The organism is Bacillus sp. NTK074B, assembly GCF_017303375.1.
Lineage (GTDB): Bacteria > Bacillota > Bacilli > Bacillales > Bacillaceae_B > Rossellomorea.
On record NZ_JAFKOH010000006.1, the window covers coordinates 19,210 to 43,165 of the forward strand.

Below are 23,956 nucleotides of genomic sequence, written 5' to 3' on the forward strand. Positions count from 1 at the left end.
TATGTGTTTAGTTTGCCCAATAAAAAGGGGTGACCCTTTACTGAAAGAAGCACTGCAGCTCCTCCTGATCGAATAATCGATCAGGAGAAGGTTGCTCCTTACCGGGTCAGCCCTGCGACACCTATACAATTTTGTGAATCTCTGCTATCCCCTGTGCGTCAGATAACGCTCGTACCAAATGTCAATAAAGTCCGGGGCAAACGGCCCTTTCCTTTGTCTGATCCAACGGACAAGTTTATCAACATTCCGCTTCAGGATGTGATCGATCACATCAGGATAACCGTATAGTTTCCGATGAGCTTCATACTCATCTTCATCGAGCAGTGTATATGTCATATCCGGAAACACTTTGATATCCAAGTCGTAATCGATATACTTGATTGCCTCATGATCATATACAAATGGTGAGCTTAAATTACAATAATAATAAATACCGTCCTCACGAATCATACAAATAATGTTAAACCATAGCTCAGAATGAAAATAGCAGATGGCCGGTTCACGGGTCATCCACGTCCTTCCGTCTGACTCCGTCACCATCGTCCGGTCATTTCCACCGATGATCTGATTCGTCGTCCCTTTCAGGATCGTCGTCTCATTCCAAATGCGGTGAATATTTCCATCATGCTTGAAGCTATGTATTTGTACAGATTTTCCTTCAGTGGGAACCGCCATCGTATCCCCTTCTTTCATGTCAAAATTACCTTTATATATACTTGTCTATTTTATCATTATAACGTTTCCTCAGAAAATTTAAAACAAAAGGGCTATTCTTAAAGAAAATATCCTTTAAGAATGGCCCGGAATAGCTCCAAAATGGGGAGGTGATTATGGAAATATAAGAAATCTTCTGCCGAACAGCACGATGATTTCTGAAGATTACGATGTAACGCCGCTTTGTTCTTTTTGATAGGAGCGAATCACTTCATCGGTCTGCTCTTGAAAGGTTTTCTGTATTTCCCTGAGTTCCTTCTTTTTAGCATGGATTTCTTTTTGTATCGATTCAACCTTTGTCATCTCCTGAAGCGCAATCAATTCTTCCTCCAGTTCCTGACAACGTTCAATCTCGGACTGAAGATATAACAACTTATCCATCGTCTCCAACTGCACGGTAACCAACTCATTAAAACGCTGCTGCATCACTTCAACCAACTCCTCTAAACAAGCTCTCCTAACACATTCTTCTTTATGTGCACAAACCCTTTGACTTTTTCTGTCATAATCGTGAAAGTTTTGTCGATGTGAACGGCAAAAGCCGGGGCGCCAGTTTAGTTATTCCAATATATGTTAATGGACGCAATTCACGACCAGAATAACGCAACAAAAATGAAAACGACGCAATCATCAATCATAATGACGCAATCCCCCACTTTAGGATATCTTCAAAAGGGGCATTTCACTGACAAGAAGGTACTTATAATCCATTGAATATGCTTTAAAGCCCGTGAATGAAACAAAAATGAAAAAGCACCCAACTGAATGGGTGCTTTTTCCATCAAAACAATGAAATTATTGTTGTTGACCGTATTTACCAGAAGCTTTCGCTTTGTTAGCTTCTGCTTGTTGGTTTTGTTGCTTCACGTGTTGAGCAGCAGTTGTTTCTGAAGCGAACTCAGTACCGTATTGTTGTTGCTGAGCTTGTCCAGCTTGAGCGTTTTGTTGTTTCACGTGTTGAACGCTTGTACCAGATTGAGTTTTGTTTGGTTGTTTTGCCATTGTAATCACCTCCACGCTTATTAAGATAACCAAGCGTGGATTTCACTATTCCATTAATTTCAGGAAAAACATTCCATCAAACGAGAAGTGAACGACCACCGTCCACGATGATCGTTTGTCCCCTGATCATAGAAGAATCGTCTGAAACGAGGAACATGACAGACTTCACAAGGTCATCGATTTCGACCATGCGTCCTGCTGGAGTTTTGCTGCGGGCATCTTCCAGAAGCTCTTCACGGTTAGGGAAATGCTTGAGTGCATCTGTATCGATTGCACCACCGGAAACGGCATTTACGATAATATCACGAGGCGCAAGCTCAACCGCAAGATAGCGGGTCAATGCTTCAACGGCAGCTTTAGAAACACCCACTGTCGTGTAATTATCCAAATAACGGATCGATCCCAAAGAACTTATGCTTACGATGCGCCCTCCTTTATCCATCAATTTAGCCGCTTCCTGGGCGCAGAATAATAATGCTTTACTGTTAATATTCATCGTCCAGTCCCAATGAGACTCTTCAAGCTCCATGACAGGTCTCAATACTCCGGAAGCCGCATTACTTACCAATACATCCAGGCGGCCGAATTCTTCTTTAATCTGTTCAAACATGGATTTGATCTTATCCACGTCACCGACATTTGCGCGAACAACAAATGCTTTACGGCCAAGCTTTTCAACTTGTTCAGCCGTCTCGAGGGCACCTTTTTTACTTCGGGCATAATTGACGACGATATCGTATCCTTTTTCTGCAAGCTGTACGGCAATTTCCCTTCCAAGACCGCGGCTGCTTCCTGTTACTAACGCTACTTTTTGACTCATGTTTCTTCATCCTTTCAAATTTCATTTTCCAATTGGTCCAGGGCATAAAGAGGCTCTGAACATGCAAACTAATAAGAACATATCAGTTAATTGGAGGAATGAGTTATGTATGTAGGCAGAGATATGACAGAGCTTTCAATGATTTCAAAAGACGAATGGAAGAAAAGCGAACTTGCTTTCTTTCACCACTCACTACAACAAATAGTACCTTATTTGAATGCAGAAGGACAATCGATTCACCGGGAAATTGTCGAAGAAATTGAAAACCGTGGAGGATTGAAGCGTGGCGAAGCCGATTACACCCATGGGACGAAGATCAGTTACGACTAAAGTTGAAATGACGACAGGAGCAGCGGGACCCGCTGCTCCTGTCTAGTTCTGTAAAATCCCTTCTCCGGTTTCATTCCAAATTTTCTGATGTGAAACCGGAAAGGCATACTTCTCCATCTCATCTGGTGTAACAGCCACTAGGCCACTGCCCTGGAGAGTGTTGCTGTCAATCGATCCGGCATATACTTCAATATCCCATACGATGTGAGAGAATATGTGCTGAATCTTTGTGACAACCCCCGGCTTTAACGAACAATCCACTTTATACCTTTCTTCCATAAGATCAAGCAATTGCTTCCGACCACTGCCTGAATTTCCAATCTCAAAATTAGGGAATTCCCATAAGTTAGCGAGCAATCCTTTTCCAGGGCGTTTGTGAATCACGACTCTTTCATCTTCAGTAAAAAGCACGGCTGCAGCCATGTTAAGCTTTCGGGCTGATTTTTTCTTCGATTTGATGGGGAGTTCGGTTTGCACCCCTTCTTCAAAAGCCTGACAGTGTTCCCGTACAGGACAGAGGAGACATGAGGGTGATGTTGGGGTACAAATCAAAGCCCCCAGTTCCATTAAAGCCTGATTGAAATAAGATGGATTTTCATGAGAAATCAGGTTCCTTACAGCTTCTTCAAACACCTTTCTGGATGAGGGCTTGGCAATATCAAGCCATATGGAGAGGATCCGTGAAAAAACCCGCATTACATTTCCATCTACAGCAGGTTCGGGTTTACTGTAGGCGATGCTAAGAATAGCCCCCGCTGTGTAGGGCCCCACCCCTTTTAAAGAAGTAATTTCTTTTGGGGTATCTGGCACGATTCCTTCATACTTTTCATTCACTTCTTTAACCGCAGTCTGCAAATTCCTAACTCTTGAGTAATAACCAAGGCCTTCCCATGCTTTCAGGACGTCCTCTTCATCCGCAAAGGCAAGAGCATCTATTGTGGGAAACTTTTCAATGAATCGGTTAAAATAAGGTATGACCGTATCCACCCTTGTTTGTTGAAGCATGATTTCAGATACCCACACTTTATAGGGGTCCTGATCCTTCCTCCACGGAAGATCGCGTTGTTCTCTTGAAAACCAGGTGATGAGATCTGTTTGAAATTCCTCACGATTGATGGTCTGTAAATGTTTCAATGAATCTTCTATCAATTTTGTACCTCCAGGATGTTAAATGTTACATTGATTAGGGAATAAATAATTAATGCTCTGTTTTTAAACAGACAAGGTTAATTTCTTTTACACCACCACAAATACATTCGTCCAGTAATCCAAATAATAAATGACGACGGGATTTTCGTAAACGTTTTAACACATGAAAATGAGATTCGGTCGGGACAACGAAGGTTTCGATATAGCGGTTGGAAGCGTCTTCAGCCTTCTCCCAACTGATATCAAAAGCATCATATTGTGGTAATGTCTCTGCGATGCTGGTCATAATTTGCTTATACCGAGGCTTTAAATGCTGTTTTATTTCATATTCCAAGTAAATGTGTAAGGTGTTCTTCATTGAAATAATCTCCTTTTAACCATATCATGTTCACCATGATACGTCATAAACAAATCTTAGAAATGCGAGCCAAGGGAGGACTTTTTTTGGATACAGGCACTCATATCGTCATGGGCTTCGCTCTCGGGGGATTGGCAACACTGGATCCCGTTGTTGCCGAGAGCGCCGCTACTTCTCAAAGCGTATTGATTGCAGCAGTCATCGGCTCTCAAATACCCGATATTGATACCATCTTGAAACTTCGCAATAATGCGGTTTATATTCGTCACCACCGCGGGATCACACATAGTATACCGGCGGTTATTCTCTGGCCGCTGCTGATTGTCGCCTGTCTTTATCCTTTTATTCCTGGTGCAGATTTGCTTCACTTATGGATTTGGACATTTGTAGCCGTATTCCTCCATGTATTTGTCGACATTTTCAACGCATATGGGACACAGGCCATCAGGCCGATCTCGTCGAAATGGGTCGCTTTAGGGGTCATCAACACGTTTGACCCGATTATTTTCGGGATTCATATTGTCGGTTTAATCCTATGGGGAGTCGGACTACCTCCTGGAATAACCTTTTTGATCATGTACATTGTGATTTTCGCCTATTATGTGTTGAGATTTCAGGTTCAAAAGGCCGTAAAAAATGCCGTGAAACGCAGGGTTCCCGAAGCAGAGAAAATCATCGTTTCACCGACGATCCGGTTTTTCCAATGGCGTCTGGCCGTTGTCACAAGCGACCATTACTACGTAGCCAGGGCCTATAGAAGGTCGATCACGATTTTTGATAAATTTGAACGGGTGCCGATCCCAAAAAACCCAATCATCGATGCCGCCAGGAAAGATAAAAATCTGGCAGCATTCCTTTCCTTTTCCCCGGTTTACCGTTGGGAATTGGATGAGTACGATGACCATTATGAAGTCCGTTTTATCGACCTCCGGTATCGAAATAATGGCCATTACCCATTCGTTGCCCTTGTGCAGCTCGACAAAAACCTGAACATCGTCAGCTCCTACACAGGGTGGGTTTTCAGCGAAGAAAAACTCCGTTCAAAAGTGGACATCGACATTTTAATTGATTAAAACAGTGAGGGACGGACCTTTAAAAGGTCCGTCCCTCATCACGTTAATGTATTAAGCCATCATCTTCTTTATCGTCGATCAGGTGCTTGTATTTAGGGTTTTGGGCAGCAAACTCATGGATTTGTTCACCGTATGTGTTGACCCATTGGCGAACGACTTTCTCCGTCACTGCTTTTCCCTTATAATCGTAACCTGCTTTGGCGTATGTCGCTTCGAAATCCTCCCAGACAAGTTCAATCCATGTTCTCGCTTTCTCATAGGAAAGTTTATTATTTTTCTCAATCAACAATTGTGTTAATTCGTGGAATGTTGACTCCATTTTGTCTCCTCCTTTTCCAAATATTTAGTTCGTGCTTTTATGATAATGTCGACCATTTCACCCATACTAAAGATACGTGGTTAAGCTTAGTTGTGAATCTTTGCTTCTTCACGGTATGAGTCAGTAAATTTCACCTTTTAGGAGGCACATTATGCGAAATAAATCGACAGGGTTCCCCAATATGAACAATAATAAATTCGAAGGTGAACCGAGAGCAAAAGCGGAATATGCATCTAAAAGGGCTAATGGCACCATCAATACCCATCCTCAAGAACGCATGAAATCTTCTGGACAGCGAGATCACGACTCACTTTAATACAGTGAAATTTGATTAGGGGGTAGTCACGATGGCAAACATGAAAAACAACTTTTACCGAAACAAGTACAGCAGTCCATTTAACAAGGCATTCTACAATCCGAAGCATGCCCATTCCCAGGCAAATGGACAGACGACACAGACTCAAGACTTAATCATTCTGGAAAACCAGACACGTAAGCGTTCCTAGATCTTCAGAGGTCCGTCCCTAATGACGGACCTCTTCTTTATTTCTTTTCTGCTGCTAAAAGGGAAATGGGTAAAGCTTCTTCTTTGCCGTCTCCACCCAGTCTGTAACCCCAGGCGAATACTCCATTCAAGTAGTCAATCTTAAAATAAGTGCCGGGATCGCCTTCAATTCCATAAATCCCGCCAGGCTTATAAGCATCAGGATTCATCAAATAAGCCTGAGCCATAAGGGCTTTTCGCTCCAGTACGGCAAACTCATTCACAATCCCCAACTGCTCAGCCTTTCTGGCCTTCTCTTTCAACGAAGCAATCTCCTGCCTCAACTCATGCTCCGTCATCTCACTATATCTTCTCTCTTGTTCCATTCTCATCACCTCTACTAATAGTAGTATAGATAAAATGATACAATAAGAAAAGCGCAAGCGGCTGGTCAGACCCGACAAGCATAAGACGGGATGGCTGAAAAGGCGCTCTTTGCCTTTTTGGCCATTACGGCTTATGACCTCGAGGGGCTAGCCCCGGAGCTGGACAATAAGAAAAGCGGAGGGGCTTTGCCCAGAGGCGACAAGCATAAGGCGAGTAAACTGGAAAGGCGCTCTTTGCCTTTTTGGTTTACTTGACTTATGACCTCGAGCCTCTAAGCCCCGGAGCTGGACAATAAGAAAAGCGGAGGGGCTTTGCCCAGAGGCGACAAGCATAAGAAAGGATGAATTCAACATGAAAACAGCCATCATAACAGGCGGAGGCTCCGGCCTCGGGAAAGAATTAGGCAAAATTCTCAGCAAACAAGGCTTTCAAATCTTTTTGGTGGGACGATCTGAAGACACGTTGAAAGAAGCATCTGCTGAAATTAAACATGAGGGCGGCGAAGCATCATTTGCCACATTGGATATTCGCTCAAAGGTTGAGATTAAAAAATTCCTTGAGCAACACTTTACAAACCGTCATATTTCATTACTTATACATAACGCCGGCGTTGGCTTCTTCGGTCCCTTCAACGAGTCAACTGACGATGAATTAGTAACCATGTTCGAGACCAATGCCCTCGGACCAATACGGTTAACAAAAGCCATACTACCTCAACTGGAGCAGGATAGCACCATCATTAATATCATTTCTACAGCTGGCCTTAGAGGTAAGAAAAATGAGTCCTTGTATGTCGCAAGTAAGTTCGCACTAAGAGGGTTCGGGGAAAGCCTGCAAAAAGAATATGAAGGGACCGGTCTTCGTATCGTTAATGCCTATATGGGTGGTATGAATACTCCGTTCTGGGACAATAGCGACCATATTAGCGATCCTTCACGGCTTCGTTCTCCCAGAGAAGTGGCGGAGATGATCGTAAATGATTACCAGGAAAAAGATGAAATCGTCATCGAGTCAAAAAAATAAACCTCAAAAGGCAGCTTTCGATATACGAAAGCTGCCTTGATTTAAGGAGCAAAAGGAAAGAACAAAAAGGCCACAAAAAATAAAAGCATTGGAACTAAAAGCAATGCAAAGACATCAATGACCACTACGAAGGCAATCCATACCCAACGGATGACATCTTTTCTTTTTAGAAACTGCTGTATCATCCTGATATTGACCAGGATCATGAAGATTGCCACTCCAATAAGGAAAAATGGTACGACCCATTTCCCCATATCCTCAGCATACCCCTGGTTGTGCCACTCCTGCCTGCCTATTGAAAAGAAGTCTGTTTGCACTTTAATAATCAATTCACCAATGAGAAATATAAGGGCAATCCCCATTACTATTCCACCAGTGTAAATCTTGAATTTCCTACTAGTTCCTATAATAAGTGGCAGCGTGACAATAACGAACAGAAGAGCAAATACCTCCACCGAACTCCCCCTTTCCGTACCCCTTCCTTATCCCTTTAATGATGAAGAAAATCACTCTTCATTTTCTTTTAATTCCTCCAGAAGCCTTTCGATGTCTTCCATGGAAAATCCTTTTCGATACAACGTTTGTTTCATCTTTTGGACATATTCATATCCATCATATTTTGAACTGAGTTTTCGGTGAGCCTTCAATCCCTGATGATAAACCGCATCCCATCTCTCATCGTCATCCCGGTCTGATTCGACTGTCTCCCATACAATTTTCATAACTGAACCGGGATAACCTTTTCTCATCAAGTTTTGTTCGATTTTTTGCTTGGCAATCATCTTGGAATCCTTTCGGTATTTATGAAGGAGCTTTTCTGTCAAAGCGACCGCTTTGTCTACCTGCTTCTCTTGAGTGAATGCGGCCAGAGCTTCTTCAATATGGGAATCTCCGACACCCTTTCTTCTTAATTCCCCGCGGATCCAAGTCGGCCCCTTGTCAGCCGTATTCATCTGAGTACCGACAAATGCATGGGCGAACTCCAAATCATTGATGTATTTAATCTCATTCAATTTATGGATCACTTCCTGGACGATTCCATCTTCCGGATCCCCTTCCTGCAAATGATCGCGGATTTCTTTTTCCGTCCTCATACGATAGGCCAGATACTGAATCGCTTTGTTGAATGCTTTTTTTACATCGTCTTCGTATTGAAGTTCTGAAATCTCCAGCTCATCGACCTCAAGACCTTTTCTGAGCTGGAACTTAGCCAGTATCGCTTCATCGACACTGAAGGCATATTTACCATCTATAAATAAATTGTAACGCTCATCATTCTTCACTTGCTTCGTTATTTTTGTAATCTTCCCCATTTTTTCCACCTCTCCATCATCCTAACACATTCAACATATGTTTTTTATTCTGAAGATAGGTAAAATAATAATATAACTGGAGGGATGAAAATGAAGATCGCCATTACAGGTGGAACAGGTTTTGTCGGCCAGGCACTAACGGAGGAACTTCTTTCACATGAACATGAAATACTGATTCTTACACGTAATCCGGATAAGCATGAAGCACGTCCAGGTGTGAAGTATGTGAAATGGCTGTCTGATGGAGCAAGACCCGAAGAGTCACTTGAAGGAATCAATGCATTTATCAACCTTGCTGGAGAATCCATCAATAGCGGACGGTGGACCGATGAGCGCAAGAAACGCATCATCAATAGCCGGCTCACCTCCACTGGGGAAGTGATTAATATAATTAAGGCTCTGAAAGAAAAACCTGCATGCTTAATCAATGCCAGCGCAATCGGCTATTATCCTTCTTCAAAGAGGAATACGTATACGGAAGCCTCGACGGAAACGGCAGACAATTTCCTTGGGGAAACCGTGCAAATATGGGAAAAGGAAGCGGCCAAGGCCAAACAGTTGGGCATTCGCGTTGCATATACGCGATTTGGCATCATTCTCGGTAAAGACGAAGGTGCCCTTCCCCGTATTGCACTACCCTATAAAATGTTTGTCGGAGGCACGGTCGGTTCAGGTGAACAGTGGATGTCATGGGTTCACATCAAAGACATCGCGAGAGCCGTGAATTTTGTAGCCGAAACAGAGGGGATTGAAGGACCGGTTAATGTCACCGCACCTTCCCCTGTCACCATGAAAGAATTCGGAAAGACACTCGGGGACGTAATGAGCAGGCCCCACTGGATACCGGTCCCATCATTCGCTTTAAAAGCGGCCATGGGTGAAATGAGCGCCCTTGTGTTGGAAGGACAAAAAGTACTTCCAAGTGTCCTCTTAGAACATGGCTTCAAATTCTCATTCCCTGAATTAAAGAGTGCCCTGATGGAAATATATCGATAAGTAAGAGGTATGCCCCTTCCTTTTCAAGGTAAAAATAGAACTAATCTTGAAAAGAAGGGATGTACATAAGAATGGATAATAAAAAGAAGAAAGACAAAAACAAATCGGGACTTTCAAGCGCTCAGGAAGTAACCTACTCACGTGAATTTAAAGCAGCAGACCGTGCCGCAGGCTTTAATCCGAAAGCGCATAGATAGTCAATTATTTCCTAACTAAAAACCCCTGCTTTGAAGAAAGATAAAGGTACAGGTTATAAGCCTGTGCCTTTATTTTTTTAGCGAAAAGGGGATGTTTATATTGGGAAGATCACGCGGCCATAGCAAAAGAGGAAATAAAAACAGCCTGCCACAAACACCCGCTCAGCTCAAATCTGATGGTGTTGACGAAGAGTTCTCAACAGAACTTGCCGACCAGGCTGACATGGAAGCACAAGCCCGTGCAAATGCTTCCAATCAGCGTGCACGAGTGAAGAAAAACCAATAGTGCAATCCCATTAGTTAAACATTCAGGCAAAAAGGGACCCCTGCTGAGATAGCAAGGGTCCCTTCTTCATTTATTCACTCAAACCACAAACGGCTTTTTGTTATTCTTCTGATTATGTGAAATCAATCGTTTCATATACGTCATGATCTTACCATTATCCCTCGCGACTCAAATCAATGATCCGGATCAAATTCTCATTCTCATCTTGGAAAATGGCATATCTGCCTGGAGGGATATCACATGGTGCTTTAATGAAATGGAGCTTATCCTGGTATTGTTCAACATAATCATCTACGCTGTCGACAATAAAAATCCCGCCTGGACCCAATTCTGCCTCATCATTTTCAATCATTAATTGAACATCCGTTCCCGGCAGTTTAAGGGCAATTGTATGGTCCCCCTCTCTCCAGGCCTCTTCAAATCCTAGCGTATCACGATAATAATGGAGAGATTTCACTAAGTCTGTTACTGGATGACACAAAAAAGCCAGCTTCATTTACTCCACCTCAATAGTATTTTTCACCAAAACATAACTTGGTTATGTATAACGTAACTTAGTTACAAATTTATGTCAATATGATATACTCCTAATATGAAAAATTGGATACCTGTTCCAGGAAGTAAAAAGGAAACGATTATTAAATTAGCTCTAGAACAATTTAAAGAGAAAGGGTATGAAGGGGTCAATATCAAGGATTTAGCAAAGGAGGCGAATATGACGACCGGTGTGATTTATCACCATTTTGGTTCAAAGGCACAGTTATATTCAGTGATCAGACAGGATGTAGAGCAGCGGATTATAGACAGGATGGAAGGTGCCGCGGATACGGTCAGTGATCCTGTCAATAAACTTAAAATGGCTTTAGTAACAGGACTCGATGCTACGATAAAGCTAAGAGTCGGGCGGTTATTATGTGAAGAAAATCCACACGCAGCCGATAAAATCGAAGAATTTGTTCTACAGCTCCTTGAAGGAACCATTGCCGGCCTGGAATTCATTGTTCTTCCATCATGGCGCTCGATCCTGGCGGCCATTGAAAATGAAAAGATTGATCTAGGCCAAGGAAGAGAATTAATAGCATGGCTTTTTCAAAAAAAGTTGTGAAAGGGGCTCCCTGCCTCTTTCACTATCCTGACAACGTATGAATCAAGGAAATTTCACAATGAAAGTCACTTATGGTCTGTTTATTATCGAAACTTTCTTATTACAGATCCGTATTACATAATAGAAATAAACAGATGCCGTTTACGGAGGATTAGAGTATGAAATCAGAGAACAAGCTTTGGAGAATGTGGAAAATCCTGTCCCTTGCCTTATCCATCGTCGTGCGGGTGTACTGGTATCGACTCCCCGGTAAGTCCCAATGGGAAAAAGATAAGCTCTGGGAACGAATCGGCAAGGAATTCAAAGATACCCTTTTCGAACTGAATGGTGTGTTAATTAAAGTCGGGCAACTTCTCAGTATCCGGGAAGATTTACTTCCCAAAGGCTTTATCAGTCAAATTCAAGATCTTGTGGATCATGTTCCTCCATCCCCATGGGATCAAATACAATCGGTTCTTGAACGTGAATGGGGAACCTCCATTTCTTCGATAGTCATGGACATAGACAAAGAAGCCGTTGCATCGGCCTCCATTGGCGAAGTATATAAAGCAAGACTACTGGATGGAACTCAAGTAGCCATCAAGGTACAGCGTCCGGAAATCCCAATACTCGTCAAGACGGATTTCCGCACTCTTTCAATCATCATCTGGTTTGCCCGGCATTTCGCTCCCATGCCAAAAGGGTTCCTTGACTTTAAGATGCTCTATAGAGAATTAAAACAGGTGATTGAACAGGAACTGGATTTTTCGAAGGAAATGAGTACGGCCATTTCCTTTAAGCACAGATTTAAGGATCATTCCAATGTGAAGATCCCCGCCATGTACCCTGACCATTGCACAGATAAAGTACTTGTAATGGAATGGGTGGATGGTGTCCGATTGAATGATAAAGAAGCGATAAATGTGTATGGACTGGACGGACAGAAACTTGCACAGCACTTATTCCGGCTCTTCCTCCCTCAGTGGCTTGAGCCGGGGATCTTTCATGCCGACCCCCATGCAGGAAATATCCTGCTTCAGCCCGATGGTTCATTTGTTTTATTGGACTTCGGGATGATCGGTGAAATTTCGAAAAGGGATTCTGCACATTTTCAAGATCTTCTGGAAGGGGTCCTATTAAAAAATTTCCGGAAAGCTTCAGAGGCACTGGCTCATTTAGGGTTCCTGCTCCCAAATGCAAGTCCGAAGACCATTGAGCCTGTCCTGAAGGAATTTGTCACACTCGATATGGAGCAGTTTAAGAAGATGGATATGATTTCAGTTAAAAAGGAAATCAACGACATGGTGAAATCACTTCCGGTTCAGGTACCGACCCGCTTTATCTTCTTAGGTCGTTCATTTGCCACCATCGAGGGGCTTGTCCATACGCTGAGCCCCGAAGAGGAAATCCTTGATGTCGTTAAACCGGCCTTTTTGGATTGGGTGAAGGATGGCAACACAAATAAATGGGAGCTTCTTATGAAATGGGTTGGGGCACTGCCTGTCTTTCAGACGATTCAAAAGGTACGGCAGTTGTTGGACGTACCGGAATTAAAACTGGAACAAAAGGACCGCCATCAGCTAAATGAATTTCATTTCAATCTCTTTGAAAGCCAAAAGAAGCAAGCGTTCATCCTGCTTCTGGCGGGGGGCGCTGGTGGATTTACTGGGCTTGGTTTCGGAATGGAGTTCATCTGGCAAGGTAGCTTTGGACTTGCCGGATTCGGCATCACTTTGTATTGGATGGTTGATATAAAACAAAGAGCCTGGCTAAAGAAATTGAAGAATGGGCAACTGCATTAAACGTGAAAAGGTAACCTGTCTATAATAAGGTTGCCTTTTTATGGTAGAATCCAAACAGGAGGGATACTATGACAAATCGTAAAGAACCGTTTAATGATGTGATCGACCATTTGTCCAAGATTGAAGGGGCACCTATGAGTAACCAGAAATAAGCAAACCCCCACTCGGAATCCGGATCATCGGGTATGGGATGATCACATTCACGGCCCTAGCATCTTTATTGTTCATTATGGTGGTCATACTTGATTAAAACTAATTTCGGGCTGATGCTGAAACTCCTCCAATTCAATCCGGTTATCTCCAATAAAGTAAACTCCTTCTTCTTCCAAGAGTCGTTTTTGGATCATCTTCTGCTCCTCATCACGAAATCCGATTTCCCCTTTACTATTCAGTACCCTGTGCCACGGCAGATTGTACTTTTCACTCATAGAATGGAGGACCCGGACGATCTGCCTTGCCGCTCTCGGACTGCCTGCATGCAGAGCGATTTGTCCGTACGTCATGACCTTCCCGGGAGGTATCCTCTTTATAATTTTCACGGCTTTTTCGGTAAACGGCTTCAAACTCGTTACCTCCTCTTTCTCTCTCATTCAACTACTCCCCCTATTGTAATATGAGGACTTGAACATAGTAAATAATGCCTTCACAAGCCGGGTTCCTAGAAGATTTGCTTTCATTATATTAGACTGTATATGAAAGAAGAAAAGGACGTGATGATTATATGGATATTAAACTGATTGCACTGGATATGGACGGGACTCTCGTCAACCATGAAGGAGAGGTTTCCCCAGAGAATGAACAAGCCATTCAACGTGCGAAGGAGAAAGGAATTCATGTCGTGTTAAGTACTGGACGTTCTCTTTTCACATGCCGTGATATTTCAGACGAACTGGGCCGTTCATCTTATCTTGTGACTGTGAATGGGGGAGAAATCTACGATCATGAATATAATCTTGTTGACAGCATCCCCTTGGATATTGATCTGGTGAAGCAGCTTTGGGAGTTGAAGAAAGAGCATGATGTTTACTTCTGGTCCTCTACTTCAGAAGGGTTGTTCAATAGTAAGAAGCCTTTTGATCAGGACATTGAAACCTATAATTGGCTGAAGTTTGGCTTTGATATACAGGATGATGATGTCCGCAAAGTCGTGATGGACGAACTTGTGAAAAATGAAGGACTTGAGATTACGAATTCATCCCCGACGAATATTGAAATTAATCCAGCCGGAGTCAATAAAGCCGCGGCATTAGTGAAAGTATGTAAATGGCTGGATCTTTCCATGGATCAGGTCATGGCGGTCGGCGACAGTATGAATGACATTGCCATGATTCGTGAAGCAGGTTTCGGGGTGGCCATGGGCAACGCACAGGAAATGGTAAAAGAAGCAGCCGATTGGGTAACGGGTATCAATACTGATCATGGCGTGGCACAAGCAATCGATAAAGTAATGGCAGAAATGGAATAAACATGTTGATGAAGGTGCCTGATTCAATAAGTGTCAGGCACTTTCGCTTTCCATCGTGTCTATTATTATTACATTAGGTCCATACTGAGTATAAAAACAAGGATTGTACCCGACATGTATCTATTACTGGTAGTGGTTGTTTATCTGATTTTTGCTAAACTCTTTATTGATTGGAAACGTTGGAAAGAGTATTACCCAACCGTTCAATATTATATTATCTGTAACCTTACATATAATATGATTTTTTATAACCATACTTTATGGAAGTACAAGGCGGTGACGGTAGAATGGCTAAACCATACTCTTATCGAACTCGTCTTCACCTTTTTCATCATTCCTGTTGCGATCATGATCTTTCTCCGTTATTATCCATACGGAAAAAAGAAATGGCTCTACCTTACCTGCTGGATATCCTATTTCACCTTTCTGGAATACCTGTTTCATAAAAAGGGTCTGTTCCTGTACGAGAATGGCTGGAATTTAGGGTGGTCCGCTGTGTTTAATATCATTATGTTTTCCATCTTAGGTTTACATCACAAGAAGCCTTTACTTGCCATCATTATTTCCTTGCCTATCATCGCCATTCTATTATTCCTTTTCCATCCATCTTTACACGATTTAAAGTGAGGGTGTTTCAATGTCTTCCTTTTCCACTCCTCTATTTATTATATTGGTTTTAGGCGTTTATTTAACCATGGCTATTTATATCGCGATTTTGAAAAGGAAAGATTAAAAAAAGAGGTTGGGACATAATTAAATCAATATGCTCTAAAAACGCACAAATCCGAACGAGTAAGATTTCCAACAAATCACTCGTTCGGATTTTCCTTTAGCTGAAACCCTATTGTCCCAGCCTCTTTGTATTTATTTCACGACAATTTCATCATTTTGAACTGAAACCAAAATATTTGATACAGCTTCTTCATCCAGTAAGAAGTCGGCTATCTTATCTTCCACTCTTTCCTGAATGACGCGACGTAATGGACGTGCACCAAATTCCCGGTGATATCCCAATTCAACGAGCTTATGCTTCGCTTCACCGTTGATGGTCAGCGTAATTCCCTGCTCCTTAAGTTCAAGCTGCAACTCACCCAGCATTAAATCGAGGATCTCAAGGAGCTCTTCTTTTTCAAGAGATTCAAATTCAATGATGCTGTCGAAACGGTTCAGGAACTCTGGTTTAAAGTAGGCACCCAATGATTTAAGAATATTTGTTTCCTTAATTGCATCTGTGCCGCCTGTGTCGAAACCGACCACAGTTTCCTTCTTATCGGTTACTCCTGCGTTACTTGTCATGATGATCACGGTTTCCTTGAAGCTGACCGTTCTGCCCTGGCTATCCGTGAGACGACCGTCTTCAAGAATCTGAAGGAACATATGCTGGACATCTGGATGTGCTTTTTCAATCTCGTCCAGAAGAATGATGGAGTAGGGATTTCTCCTAACCTTCTCAGTCAGTTGACCGGATTCCTCATGTCCTACATATCCTGGAGGGGAGCCGATCAGTTTAGACACTGAATGTTTCTCCATGTACTCACTCATATCCAACCGAAGCATGGAATCTTTAGATCCAAACAATTCTTCTGCGAGTGTCTTCGTTAACTCAGTTTTACCTACACCCGTCGGCCCGACAAATAGGAATGTACCAATCGGACGATGCTTCGCTTTCAGTCCGGCACGGCTGCGACGAATAGCTTTTGCCACTTTCTTCACCGCTTCTCCCTGGCCGATCACTTTATGGGCAAGGTTTTCTTCCAGTGATTTCATACGCTTTCGATCATCACTTTGAAGTTTTCCTACCGGGATACCCGTTTTGCCTTCAATGATCGTCTGGATCAATTCCTTTTCTACGAGAGCTTGAGAATCAGTCGAATCCTGTCCAAGCTTTTTCTCCAAGTCCGCTTCCTGATCCCGAAGAATAGCCGCTTGCTCATAGTTCTCATCCTTTGTAGCCTGTTCTTTCTTCAATCGTACATCATATAACTTTTTGTGGAGGGTCGTTTTGTCTTTGCCCTCCGATAAAAGATTAACTTTTGAACCTGCCTCATCCATTAAATCGATGGCTTTATCTGGCAGGAAGCGGTCCTGGATATAGCGATGTGACAATTTCACACATGCCTCGATGGCTTCATTTGTAAATTTCACCCCGTGATAGTCTTCATATCGGTCTTTTAGACCCTTTAGTATTTCAATCGCTTCTTCCGTAGTCGGTTCATTCACCATCACTGGTTGGAATCGGCGTTCAAGGGCCGCGTCTTTTTCAATTTGACGATACTCCTTGAGCGTCGTAGCCCCGATCACCTGAAATTCTCCACGTGCCAAGGCAGGTTTTAAGATGTTACCCGCATCCATAGAACCTTCGGCGGAACCGGCTCCGACTAATTGATGAATTTCATCGATGAATAACATTACGTTTTCACGTTTTTGCAATTCACTGATAATCGCTTTCAACCGTTCCTCAAATGATCCGCGCACGCCAGTACCTGCTGTCAAAGAAGCTACATCCAACACATATACTTCTTTATTCAATAGCTTGGATGGGACATCGCCAGCGACGATTTTACTTGCCAACCCTTCAGCAATGGCCGTTTTTCCTACTCCTGGTTCCCCGATGAGAACTGGGTTGTTCTTGTTTCGACGATTAAGGATTTCGATGACACGTTCCACTTCTTTATCCCTTCCGATGACGGGATCAATCAAACCGGCTTTGGCAGCGCCTGTGACATTTCGGCCGAATTGATCCAGGATGCCATTACCTCCATGTCCACTCTTTGTTTCCGGATTGGATGGCTGCTGTTGGGGTTGGAACCCATATTTCTCGTTTCCATCCATGCTCATGCCTTTAAACAACTCATCAAATGGAAATCCTCCGCTCATGCCAGAAGGTGTCTGCTGCTTTTGAAAGCAAGCTGAACACATTTTTATACTGGATTTTTTACCATTCAATTGCGTATACACTTCAACTGTTGCTTGATTGTGTTGACATACTTGGCATTTCATCAAACATGACCTCCTGTAGTCTTGTATATGATTTATGAATTATTAGTTGATTTAGATAAGATCAAACACATCACCTTTGACTTTGACTTTCTTTGACCTTATAAATATAGTATACTTTGACCTTTTTTGACTTTCAACATTTTTGCTTATGGGAATTTTTTCATTACCAGTGCGTAATGAAGTGTTGAAGTAGAGTGTAGGAGATTTGGAAATAGAATTCAAGCGATTGATTTATACGTACAAAAAAAGCCGGCATTCATGCCAGCTCTCTTAATACCAATGTTCCCAGTTACCTTTATGACATCCATGCTTCTTTTTGTAGCATGTACATTTTTTAATCTTCTTTAATTCATCCAAAATATCTTCAAGAAGTTCTTTAATATCATTTTCCTCATGCTTGTCTTTTTTACAACCTTCATGCTGATGGGAACCTGATTGTTTCTTATACATACGTTGTTTCACCACCTTTTCAACCATTGGCAGGACGCTCATCACGTTCGCCATATTTCCTAAACTTCCAAGTGAACCAAGCGCATTCAGAGAAGCCTTTCCACCAGAACCCGTATTCAGGAGACTTTTTAATTGATCATGACTTAGTAATGAACTTACGGTATCTTTTACAAAATCAAGGTCAAGCTTATTTGCATCTTCTTTTGTGTACTGGCTGATCATATCCATGATTCCCTCGAGTGGATTATTTTTTTCACTCATTGTTTCCCCTCCAATTCCTTATCATTCGATGTAATAACATTCCTTGAAATGAGTAAGGCTACCCATGTTCAAGGAATGGTTTAAATCCCGGTTTAGCCAATGGCACTTACTGCAAGCAGAACCAGAATGGCAATTCCTACGATCAACGCTGCTAGAGGATTAATCGCAAGTAGTACTAGAAATGCCACAATCAGTAACACCAAAAGCAAACTGTAAAAATCAAATTCGCTATGAGAATGACTCGCACCCATCCATCATCACCTCACTTATTCAATACTTGTAAAGCACTTTACATGGTATCTTATGTACGGATTGCTAGATTGGAATGATATAATCGTCTATTTGCTAGTAAAAAGGGCTGGTTTATCCATGAAAAAATGCTAGCCCAGAAATATCAGGGCTAGCATTTTACTCAATCTAATAGAGAACCACTTCTCTTCTCCTTATTACCTGTTCTTTTATACCAATTGGCGGTCCCAATGGCGATGAGCTGAAATCGCTGTTATGAGTTCCTTGGCAAATTCCTTCATATCATCTCCTGTTACTACACCGGAACCGCTCACCCCGGCTTCTTCCAGCCAGTGGATCCCTTCATGTGTGGCCCCGATCGGCTTATAGTGAGAATAAGCTTCTTTGACAAAGTAGGTTGTAGCCTGGGAGAATTTCTTATCTTCATCCTCTCCGCCTACCACGTATAAACTGTCAAACAAGACCGATTCGCCTGTTAAAAAGGTGTGGTCCACTTCTAGTTTTGTAGCATCATCACCTTTTCGAACCCCCAGCTTATCACTTATGATCTCAGTCTGAATCCCTTCTCCTTTAAGGGCAGTAAGGACCATGTCCACTTCTTCGCCTTTAAAGCCATTTCCTACGATGACCCCCACTTTTCGAGTAGCAGGTTTCTTGATTGTATTTTCCTGGCTCAAGGCTTTTGAAGATTTGGTCACCCTGGATTCTTCACCTTCAGGGACTTCTACATTGATGGCTTCCGCAAATCCTTTTGCCAGCTCCCTGCTAACATTGGCAAACATGTTAACGACCTGTTTCTGAACCGATTTGCTCTTCACTTTCCCAAGTTCAAAACTGAAAGCTTGGACAATATGCTCTTTCTCAGGCTTACTCATGCTGTTCCAGAACATGGTCGCTTGTGAAAAGTGATCTTTAAAGCTTTCACTTCTCGCACGTACTTTACGCCCTTCCATTTTTTCCTGGTAGTGGGTGTATCCACCCTCTTCTTTGGAAGCAGGAGCTGGTGTATTTTGGGCAAGTGAGTTGTTATGATAGCTTACCTGCCCTTTATTGATCGTATGCCTACCGTATCCGTCACGCTGATTATTGTGGAACGGACACACCGGTCTATTAATAGGAAGCTCATGGAAGTTTGGCCCTCCAAGGCGTATCAATTGTGTATCGGTATATGAGAATAAGCGGCCCTGTAATAATGGGTCATTGGAGAAATCGATCCCTGGCACGACAGATCCCGGATGAAACGCCGCCTGCTCCGTTTCTGCAAATACATTATCCACATTGCGGTTGAGGGTCATTTTTCCGACGATTTTCACAGGGACTTCTTCTTCAGGCCACAGCTTGGTGGGATCCAGTACATCAAAGTCAAAGTTAAATTCATCTTCTTCCTTAATGAGCTGCACACCCAGTTCATATTCAGGGTAGTCTCCGTTTTCAATGGATTCCCACAGGTCCCGGCGATGGAAATCCGGGTCTTTTCCGTTGATCTTCTGGGCTTCATCCCAAACGAGGGAATGAGTTCCGAGGACCGGTTTCCAATGAAACTTCACGAAATGGGCCTTACCTTCCTCGCTCACGAGGCGGAATGTATGGACACCGAAGCCCTCCATCATTCTCAAGCTTCGCGGGATGGCACGGTCTGACATGGCCCACATAACCATATGTGCAGATTCCTGATTGTTCGCTACAAAGTCCCAAAACGTATCGTGGGCGGAAGCTGCCTGAGGCATTTCATTGTGTGGTTCCGGCTTCAACGCGTGGACCAGGTCCGGGAATTTGATGGCATCCTGAATAAAGAAAACAGGGATGTTGTTACCGACAAGATCATAATTTCCTTCTTCCGTATAAAATTTCGTGGCAAATCCACGGGCATCCCGCACCGTCTCCGCAGAACCTTTTGAGCCGGCCACAGTCGAAAAACGGACAAATACCGGTGTCTTCTTTGTGGTGTCCTGAAGAAATCCAGCACGTGTATATTCTTTCATAGAGTCATAGAGTTCGAATTCTCCATGAGCTGCGAATCCACGGGCATGGACAATCCGTTCAGGGATACGCTCATGGTCGAAGTGAGTCATCTTTTCACGGAAGTGGAAATCCTCCATTAACGTGGGGCCACGGTCTCCGGCTTTCAACGAGAATTCATCCTCGGATACTTTCAAACCTTGATTGGTTGTAAGATCCTTTCCTTCATCCTCCACGCGATACTGTTCAAGCTGTTCATCCTTACTGCTGCCATTCACCTTCGTACGACGATCGTTTCCCATTCTTTCATCCCTCTCCACATTTATTGAAGTTTACTATGTAAAACATTCTGATTCACTAGTACCCTTGAAGGAGCGTTTTAAACATTTACAATAGGCTGATTTAACAAATATTCAGACGAATTCTTTCAATTGACAATGGGTAAACCTGGATATTATGTAAAAAAATCACCTGACTTACACTTTTGTTTGTATTATCCTCCTTTGTTTACGTCTCCTTTACCTCTGTATCATCTAAATTTCATATTTTTATTCTGAATGTTCTGCTATATTAATAGGTATATAGTACAATCCCGCTCAGAATACTGGAGGACTTTATGGAACGTTTGACCGATCACCTGATAGTCATCTCTTTCGATTGTTTGTCTGCCCTGGATTACCCCATTCTACGAGATCTTCCCCACTTTAAGGAACTTCTCAGACGCGGGTCCTTCTGTAACCGGGTTGAAACCATCTATCCTTCTGTCACCTATCCCTGTCACGCAACCATTGTGACAGGCAAGTATCCTAACCGCCACGGTGTTGTGAACAACACACTACTTCAGCCAGGCAGGGATTCCCCGGATTGGCACTGGTACAGGAAATCAATCCGGGGTACCACCCTATACGATGAGGCAAAAAAAGCAGGGTTGACCACGGCCGCCCTGCTCTGGCCAGTGACGGCGGGGGCATCTATTGATTATAATATGCCTGAAATATTCGCCAACCGGCCCTGGCATAATCAAATCCTTGTTTCCCTCTTGAATGGCAGCCCTCTCTATCAATGGCAGATGAATCGTCTTTTTGGCCATATTAGAAACGGCCTTAACCAGCCTGAATTGGATGATTTCGTTCTTGAATCAACGATCGAAACGATGAAGAGGAAACCCGGCTTACTGCTTGTTCATTTTACAGATCTTGATACTCAGCGGCATTATCATGGCTTCTCATCCAAAGAAGCAAGGGACGCTCTTCACCGTCATGATGATAGACTGGGGAGAATCATGAAAGCGTTAAAGGAAAACGACATGTATGAAGAAACGGCGATCGTCGTTTTGGGGGATCATAGTGCACTTGATGAAAGCAGGGCCGTTCAACTAAACATCCTCCTGAAGGAAAAAGGAATGATTACCGTAACCGAACAGGGGAAGATTTCGAATTGGAGGGCATATTGCCAAGGATGTGATGGCTCAGCCTACGTCTACACAAAAGATGATAAAACAGCATCGGAAGTAAAATGGCTCTTGGAAAAATTACAACCTGACCCTTCCAACGGAATCGAATCCTTTCTCACTGGTGAAGAAGCAGCTGAAAAAGGGGCCGACGGACATTGTGCGTTTATGCTAGAGGCCAGTCGTGGTTATTATTTCAAAGACGCACTGGAAGGTCCTTTCATTCATACAATCACCCCGGAAGATGTCAGAAAGAAACGTTATACGTATGGATCTCATGGCTATTCTCCGGAAAAAGAGAACTACTGCACTATTTTTATGGCTGCTGGAAAAGGCATACGCTCACATCAGGAAATTTCCTCTATGCGCCTTATCGATGAAGGACCGACATTTGCAAGATTGCTCGGCCTCAGCTTAGAAGACACAGACGGAGAACCGATTAAAGCACTGCTGGACATATAAAGAAGAATCTGTTTCCGTAGGGGGAAAAACAATGAAGCGTTTTTCGAAAGAAGAAAGCAGCTGGATTTTTTACGATTGGGCCAACTCAGCATACTCTATCATTATCTCTACCGCCGTCTTTCCATTGTTTTATAAAGCTGCCGCCACAAATGCAGGGGTGAGTGCCGCTAATTCAACGGCTTATCTGGGGTACACCATTGCCATTGCCACCTTCATCCTTGCCATGATCGGTCCGATTCTTGGTACCATCGCCGATTATGAAGGGTACAAGAAGAAATTCTTTTCCTTCTTCTTTGCATTAGGTGTGACCTTCACCGCCCTCCTCGCTTTTGTTCCGAGTGATCAGTGGCTGCTCTTATTGATTTTTTATACAGTGGCGGCCGTCGGTTCAGCGGGATCGAATGTCTTTTATGATGCGTTTCTGACCGACGTTACGACGGAGGAACGGATGAACCGGGTGTCATCTAGGGGGTTTGGATTTGGATATATCGGCAGTACGATTCCATTCATCATCAGTATCGCCATTATTGTTTTATCCCAAAGCGGCACTATCCCCTTATCTGTCACTGTCGCCAGTAAGATCGCCTTCGTGATCACCGCTTTATGGTGGGGACTCTTTTCTATTCCCCTGTTAAAAAATGTACATCAGCGCTATTTTATCCAACGTGAGAAAAACCCGGTGGCAAATAGCTTTAAGCGGCTAGGAAAAACGATGAAAGAAATCAAAAAATACCGGGCACTCTTTTTATTCCTCCTTGCTTATTTCTTTTATATAGACGGTGTAGGTACCATCATTACCATGTCCACTGCATACGGATCGGATCTGGGTATTACCTCCACAAATCTTTTGATCATCCTATTTGTGACACAGGTAGTGGCTGGACCTTTTGCAATTCTATATGGGAGACTGGCAGAAAGATTCACTGGGAAGAAGATGTTGTATGTAGGCATTTGCGTATATATCATCGTGTGCATTTATGCTTATTTCTTGGAAACGACCATGGACTTCTGGATATTAGCCATGCTTGTCGCCTCTTCTCAAGGAGGCATTCAGGCACTCAGCAGAGCTTATTTCGCCAAACTGATCCCGAAGAAAAATGCCAACGAATTCTTTGGTTTCTATAATATCTTCGGTAAGTTTGCATCCATCCTTGGCCCGCTGCTCGTGGCTGTCACAGCTCAAGTGACAGGTGCATCCAACAGTGGCGTGTTCAGTCTTGTCATCCTCTTCATCATCGGAATTGTGGTGCTCGCCTTCGTTCCAGAGCCAAAGGAACATGATGTGGAAAAGTCTGCGATTGTGTAAACAAGAAAGAGCCTGAT

At 43.1% G+C, this 23,956-nt stretch carries 29 protein-coding genes; 14 read left to right on the forward strand and 15 right to left on the reverse strand.

Features of this window, described 5'->3' with window-relative positions; all coding sequences use genetic code 11:
• Positions 1-144 precede the first annotated feature (144 nt).
• The 4 genes from ntdP to fabL all read right to left on the reverse strand — a co-directional run bounded on the left by ntdP (position 145) and on the right by fabL (position 2,536).
• Entirely contained in the window at positions 145-675 is a 531-nt protein-coding gene (gene ntdP, locus JI667_RS11275; protein ID WP_098441923.1) for a nucleoside tri-diphosphate phosphatase, read from the reverse strand.
• 204 nt (positions 676-879) lie between these two features.
• Positions 880-1,140: a YgaB family protein gene (locus tag JI667_RS11280; RefSeq protein ID WP_206854417.1), complete on the reverse strand. Its 261-nt coding sequence runs from the start codon at positions 1,138-1,140 to the stop codon at positions 880-882.
• A 369-nt stretch (positions 1,141-1,509) separates the two neighbouring features.
• Complete coding sequence (locus JI667_RS11285) at positions 1,510-1,716, reverse strand: gamma-type small acid-soluble spore protein (RefSeq protein ID WP_034762583.1); 207 nt, start codon at positions 1,714-1,716, stop codon at positions 1,510-1,512.
• 76 nt (positions 1,717-1,792) lie between these two features.
• On the reverse strand, positions 1,793-2,536 hold the full coding sequence (fabL, locus tag JI667_RS11290) for an enoyl-[acyl-carrier-protein] reductase FabL (RefSeq protein ID WP_206853253.1): 744 nt from the start codon (positions 2,534-2,536) through the stop codon (positions 1,793-1,795).
• Positions 2,537-2,641: 105 nt separating this feature from the next.
• On the opposite strand from fabL, the gene JI667_RS11295 reads away from it, so the two are divergent.
• Positions 2,642-2,866 carry a hypothetical protein gene (locus tag JI667_RS11295; protein WP_206853255.1) on the forward strand — a complete coding sequence of 75 codons (225 nt, stop codon included), beginning with the start codon at positions 2,642-2,644 and terminating at the stop codon, positions 2,864-2,866.
• 42 nt (positions 2,867-2,908) lie between these two features.
• On the opposite strand, the gene mutY is transcribed toward JI667_RS11295, so the two are convergent.
• Both mutY and JI667_RS11305 read right to left on the reverse strand, forming a co-directional pair.
• A complete protein-coding gene (mutY, locus tag JI667_RS11300; protein ID WP_414635236.1) occupies positions 2,909-4,012 on the reverse strand; it encodes an A/G-specific adenine glycosylase in 1,104 nt (367 codons plus the stop codon).
• Between the two features lie 52 nt (positions 4,013-4,064).
• Positions 4,065-4,373, reverse strand: a complete 309-nt coding sequence (locus tag JI667_RS11305) for a hypothetical protein (RefSeq protein ID WP_206853259.1) — start codon at positions 4,371-4,373, stop codon at positions 4,065-4,067.
• An 86-nt stretch (positions 4,374-4,459) separates the two neighbouring features.
• On the opposite strand from JI667_RS11305, the gene JI667_RS11310 reads away from it, so the two are divergent.
• Complete coding sequence (locus tag JI667_RS11310; protein WP_206853261.1) at positions 4,460-5,446, forward strand: metal-dependent hydrolase; 987 nt, start codon at positions 4,460-4,462, stop codon at positions 5,444-5,446.
• A 43-nt stretch (positions 5,447-5,489) separates the two neighbouring features.
• On the opposite strand, the gene JI667_RS11315 is transcribed toward JI667_RS11310, so the two are convergent.
• On the reverse strand, positions 5,490-5,765 hold the full coding sequence (locus JI667_RS11315) for a YfhJ family protein (protein ID WP_206853264.1): 276 nt from the start codon (positions 5,763-5,765) through the stop codon (positions 5,490-5,492).
• Positions 5,766-5,916: 151 nt separating this feature from the next.
• Here JI667_RS11315 and JI667_RS11320 point away from each other — a divergent pair, with 151 nt between their 5' ends.
• Together JI667_RS11320 and JI667_RS11325 are read left to right on the forward strand one after the other, a co-directional pair.
• Entirely contained in the window at positions 5,917-6,081 is a 165-nt protein-coding gene (locus tag JI667_RS11320) for a small, acid-soluble spore protein K (protein ID WP_034762570.1), read from the forward strand.
• Positions 6,082-6,112: 31 nt separating this feature from the next.
• Entirely contained in the window at positions 6,113-6,271 is a 159-nt protein-coding gene (locus tag JI667_RS11325; protein WP_082051311.1) for a YpzG family protein, read from the forward strand.
• Positions 6,272-6,308: 37 nt separating this feature from the next.
• Here JI667_RS11325 and JI667_RS11330 read toward each other — a convergent pair whose 3' ends face one another.
• The gene (locus JI667_RS11330; protein ID WP_060673394.1) at positions 6,309-6,635 is read right to left on the reverse strand and encodes a YfhH family protein; all 327 of its coding nucleotides are present in this window, start codon (positions 6,633-6,635) and stop codon (positions 6,309-6,311) included.
• Between the two features lie 352 nt (positions 6,636-6,987).
• Between JI667_RS11330 and JI667_RS11335 the strand changes: the two genes are divergently transcribed.
• Complete coding sequence (locus tag JI667_RS11335) at positions 6,988-7,659, forward strand: SDR family NAD(P)-dependent oxidoreductase (protein WP_206853266.1); 672 nt, start codon at positions 6,988-6,990, stop codon at positions 7,657-7,659.
• 41 nt (positions 7,660-7,700) lie between these two features.
• On the opposite strand, the gene JI667_RS11340 is transcribed toward JI667_RS11335, so the two are convergent.
• Positions 7,701-8,114: a hypothetical protein gene (locus JI667_RS11340; RefSeq protein ID WP_206853270.1), complete on the reverse strand. Its 414-nt coding sequence runs from the start codon at positions 8,112-8,114 to the stop codon at positions 7,701-7,703.
• A 51-nt stretch (positions 8,115-8,165) separates the two neighbouring features.
• Complete coding sequence (gene recX / locus JI667_RS11345; RefSeq protein ID WP_206853273.1) at positions 8,166-8,972, reverse strand: recombination regulator RecX; 807 nt, start codon at positions 8,970-8,972, stop codon at positions 8,166-8,168.
• A 90-nt stretch (positions 8,973-9,062) separates the two neighbouring features.
• On the opposite strand from recX, the gene JI667_RS11350 reads away from it, so the two are divergent.
• The 3 genes from JI667_RS11350 to JI667_RS11360 all read left to right on the forward strand — a co-directional run bounded on the left by JI667_RS11350 (position 9,063) and on the right by JI667_RS11360 (position 10,451).
• On the forward strand, positions 9,063-9,968 hold the full coding sequence (locus JI667_RS11350) for a TIGR01777 family oxidoreductase (protein ID WP_206853276.1): 906 nt from the start codon (positions 9,063-9,065) through the stop codon (positions 9,966-9,968).
• A gap of 71 nt (positions 9,969-10,039) precedes the next feature.
• Entirely contained in the window at positions 10,040-10,165 is a 126-nt protein-coding gene (locus tag JI667_RS11355) for a YfhE family protein (protein WP_206853279.1), read from the forward strand.
• 100 nt (positions 10,166-10,265) lie between these two features.
• Complete coding sequence (locus tag JI667_RS11360; protein WP_206853282.1) at positions 10,266-10,451, forward strand: YfhD family protein; 186 nt, start codon at positions 10,266-10,268, stop codon at positions 10,449-10,451.
• A 154-nt stretch (positions 10,452-10,605) separates the two neighbouring features.
• Here the strand turns inward: JI667_RS11360 and JI667_RS11365 are convergent, their stop codons facing one another.
• Positions 10,606-10,947 (reverse strand): VOC family protein, encoded by a 342-nt coding sequence (locus JI667_RS11365; RefSeq protein ID WP_206853300.1) that lies wholly within the window; start codon positions 10,945-10,947, stop codon positions 10,606-10,608.
• Positions 10,948-11,043: 96 nt separating this feature from the next.
• On the opposite strand from JI667_RS11365, the gene JI667_RS11370 reads away from it, so the two are divergent.
• Positions 11,044-11,556 (forward strand): TetR/AcrR family transcriptional regulator, encoded by a 513-nt coding sequence (locus tag JI667_RS11370; RefSeq protein WP_206853302.1) that lies wholly within the window; start codon positions 11,044-11,046, stop codon positions 11,554-11,556.
• Between the two features lie 158 nt (positions 11,557-11,714).
• Complete coding sequence (locus tag JI667_RS11375; protein ID WP_206853304.1) at positions 11,715-13,337, forward strand: ABC1 kinase family protein; 1,623 nt, start codon at positions 11,715-11,717, stop codon at positions 13,335-13,337.
• Between the two features lie 236 nt (positions 13,338-13,573).
• Here the strand turns inward: JI667_RS11375 and JI667_RS11380 are convergent, their stop codons facing one another.
• A complete protein-coding gene (locus JI667_RS11380; RefSeq protein WP_206853307.1) occupies positions 13,574-13,927 on the reverse strand; it encodes an MGMT family protein in 354 nt (117 codons plus the stop codon).
• A 131-nt stretch (positions 13,928-14,058) separates the two neighbouring features.
• Between JI667_RS11380 and JI667_RS11385 the strand changes: the two genes are divergently transcribed.
• A complete protein-coding gene (locus JI667_RS11385; protein WP_206853310.1) occupies positions 14,059-14,802 on the forward strand; it encodes a Cof-type HAD-IIB family hydrolase in 744 nt (247 codons plus the stop codon).
• Positions 14,803-14,916: 114 nt separating this feature from the next.
• On the forward strand, positions 14,917-15,429 hold the full coding sequence (locus JI667_RS11390; protein WP_206853312.1) for a CBO0543 family protein: 513 nt from the start codon (positions 14,917-14,919) through the stop codon (positions 15,427-15,429).
• 237 nt (positions 15,430-15,666) lie between these two features.
• On the opposite strand, the gene JI667_RS11395 is transcribed toward JI667_RS11390, so the two are convergent.
• From JI667_RS11395 to JI667_RS11405, 3 genes are all read right to left on the reverse strand, one after another.
• Entirely contained in the window at positions 15,667-17,802 is a 2,136-nt protein-coding gene (locus tag JI667_RS11395) for an ATP-dependent Clp protease ATP-binding subunit (RefSeq protein ID WP_206853314.1), read from the reverse strand.
• A gap of 270 nt (positions 17,803-18,072) precedes the next feature.
• Entirely contained in the window at positions 18,073-18,513 is a 441-nt protein-coding gene (locus JI667_RS11400; RefSeq protein WP_206853316.1) for a hypothetical protein, read from the reverse strand.
• 458 nt (positions 18,514-18,971) lie between these two features.
• Complete coding sequence (locus JI667_RS11405) at positions 18,972-21,023, reverse strand: catalase (RefSeq protein WP_206853318.1); 2,052 nt, start codon at positions 21,021-21,023, stop codon at positions 18,972-18,974.
• A 314-nt stretch (positions 21,024-21,337) separates the two neighbouring features.
• On the opposite strand from JI667_RS11405, the gene JI667_RS11410 reads away from it, so the two are divergent.
• Both JI667_RS11410 and JI667_RS11415 read left to right on the forward strand, forming a co-directional pair.
• Positions 21,338-22,633 (forward strand): ectonucleotide pyrophosphatase/phosphodiesterase, encoded by a 1,296-nt coding sequence (locus JI667_RS11410; protein WP_206853321.1) that lies wholly within the window; start codon positions 21,338-21,340, stop codon positions 22,631-22,633.
• A 31-nt stretch (positions 22,634-22,664) separates the two neighbouring features.
• On the forward strand, positions 22,665-23,939 hold the full coding sequence (locus JI667_RS11415; RefSeq protein ID WP_206853323.1) for an MFS transporter: 1,275 nt from the start codon (positions 22,665-22,667) through the stop codon (positions 23,937-23,939).
• Positions 23,940-23,956: the final 17 nt, after the last annotated feature.